Raw genomic sequence first — 2282 nt, 5'->3', positions numbered from 1 at the left:
AAGCGGGGTTTTTTTATGATGCGCTGCGTTCGGCAGCGAGGATGCGGGCATTCTCCAGCAGGCGGATCGCCAGGGCTAGCGCGCCAGTGATCACTGCCAGCGTGACCACTCCGTTCCAGCCGGCCAGCACGTACAGCTTACTGCCCAGCACCGACCCCAGCGACATCCCGATAAACACCACGGTGAACAGCAGGGCGTTGAGGCGGCCGCGGGCCTGTGGCTCAAGGCCATATACCAGGTTCTGATGCGCCACCAGGCTTGACTGCAGGCCAAGGTCAAAGCCAATCGCCGACAGGGCAATCAGCGCCAACTGAGCGTGCACTGGCAGCAGCGGCAGCATAAACATCAGGGCAAAGGAGAGGGTGACCAGCGCCGCACCCATCTGTGTCACCTTACCGGCGCCAAATTTATCGGCCAGACCGCCGGCAAGCGGCGCGGCCAGCGCCCCGGCGGCCCCGGCGATACCGAAACCGCCCGCTACTGCGCTGCCCATGTGATAGTGTTCGGAGAGCATCACCGCCAGCGTCGACCAGAAGGCGCTAAAGGCGATGGAGAGCGCGCCCTGAGCTAGCGCGGCGCGGCGTAATGCCGGGTAACGCTGCCACAGATGCGCCATCGAGGCCATCAGCTGCGGATAGCTCAGCGTCGAGTGCACAGCGAAGCGCGGCAGGACGCGCCACATTACCAGGCCAATCAGCGCGACGCTGACCGCCGCCGCCTGATACATCACCCGCCAGCCGAATACGGCGCCCACCACGCCGCTGACCGTCCGGGAGAGCAGGATCCCCAGCAGCAGCCCGGTCATCACCGTGCCCACCATTTTTCCCTGCTTGCCCGCCGGGGCGAGGATCGCCGCCGCCGGGACGATATCCTGCGCCATGGTCGCCGCCATACCGATCAGCAGACTGACCACCAGCAGTGAGCTGAGCTGGCCGGTGAGGCTGCACAGGAGCAGCAGGAGCGCCAGCAGCGCGCTTTTCACCAGGATCAGCCGGCGGCGATCGTGGCGGTCGCCGAGCGGGAGCAGGAACAGAATGCCGAGCGCATAACCCGCCTGCGTCAGGGTAGGGACCAGACCCATACCTTCTACAGTCAGGTGGAGATTGGCGCCCATCAACGGCAGCAGCGGCTGCGCGTAGTAAATAGAGGCGACGCTAAAGCCGGCGCCGAGTGCGAGAATGAAGATAATCCAGCCTGCGTCGCGGGTGGAAAGGGAAGTCGGTGTCATGTTCAATGCCTCATAGATGCGATGGGGCTATTTTTCCCTGAAGGCGACTGGCGCGGTAGCCGGGCTGGTGGTAAAACGGTTATACGTAGCACGTATAGGCAAAAGGAAAATGAAAAGACAAGAGCGTATAGACCGCATTGAGCTGATGCGCACCTATATCCGCATCGTAGAGGCCGGATCGCTCTCCGCCGCCGCAGGGCAGATGGACACTACCCAGGCGACCGTCAGCCGCCGCCTGCAGTCCCTTGAAGGGCTGCTGGGGGTTAAGCTGATCCTGCGCACCACCCATGCGATGAAGCTCACTGACGATGGCGAACGCTGTTATCGTCACGCCCGTCAGGTGGTGGACGCCTGGCTGGCGCTGGAGGATGACCTGCGTATTGCCGACGATCGGCCGGTGGGCGTTCTGCGAGTGCGGGCGCCCCACGCGTTTGGCCAGCAGCAGCTGCTGGCACCGCTGGTGGCATTTCTACAGCGCCATCCGCAGCTGTCGGTGGAGTGGATGCTAAACGATAATACCGTCGACTTCCTCAGCGATAATATCGACTGCGCTATTCGCGTGGGGGCGGAGGTGGATCCAGCAACGGTATCCGTACTGCTGGCGGAAGTGCCGCGCTGCGTAGTGGCTTCTCCTGAGCTGCTGGCGAAGTATCCGCCGTTAACCTCGCTGGAGGCGTTATCGGGCCTGCCATGGATCGCCATTAATACCTTTTATCAGCATGAGGTACGGCTCAGGCATCAGGCAAGCGGGCAGATTGTCTCTACAGCGATTACTCCCTGTCTGAGCACTGACAGTCTTTACGTCGCGCGCAACACCGCGCTGGCGGGGCTGGGGGTGGCGATGGTGTCCAGCTGGACGGTCGTGGAGGATATTGCCGCCGGACGGCTGATTGAGCTGTTCCCGCAGTGGCGACCCGCCTCGCTGCCGGTTCATCTGGTTTATCCCTGGGCGCGCTATTACCCGACACGCCTGCGTAAGTTCCTCGACCTGATGCGGGAGATCATGCCGGATCTCGCCGGGATGCAGCGTCCGCAAAGCGCATAAAAAAACCGG

General features: G+C 62.8%; 2 protein-coding genes. One reads left to right on the top strand and one right to left on the bottom strand.

The window, feature by feature from the left end:
- Positions 1–13: 13 nt before the first annotated feature.
- Positions 14–1228, bottom strand: coding sequence for an MFS transporter (locus HMPREF9538_RS14770; protein ID WP_004176581.1), 1215 nt, complete (start codon positions 1226–1228; stop codon positions 14–16).
- 16 nt (positions 1229–1244) lie between these two features.
- Between HMPREF9538_RS14770 and HMPREF9538_RS14775 the strand changes: the two genes are divergently transcribed.
- Positions 1245–2273 carry a LysR family transcriptional regulator gene (locus HMPREF9538_RS14775; protein WP_009485006.1) on the top strand — a complete coding sequence of 343 codons (1029 nt, stop codon included), beginning with the start codon at positions 1245–1247 and terminating at the stop codon, positions 2271–2273.
- Positions 2274–2282 lie beyond the last annotated feature (9 nt).

Source organism: Klebsiella sp. MS 92-3, assembly GCF_000195655.1.
GTDB classification, from domain to species: domain Bacteria; phylum Pseudomonadota; class Gammaproteobacteria; order Enterobacterales; family Enterobacteriaceae; genus Klebsiella; species Klebsiella pneumoniae.
Note: the sequence above shows the minus strand (reverse complement) of the source record. Positions and strands in the feature narration are given on the sequence as shown.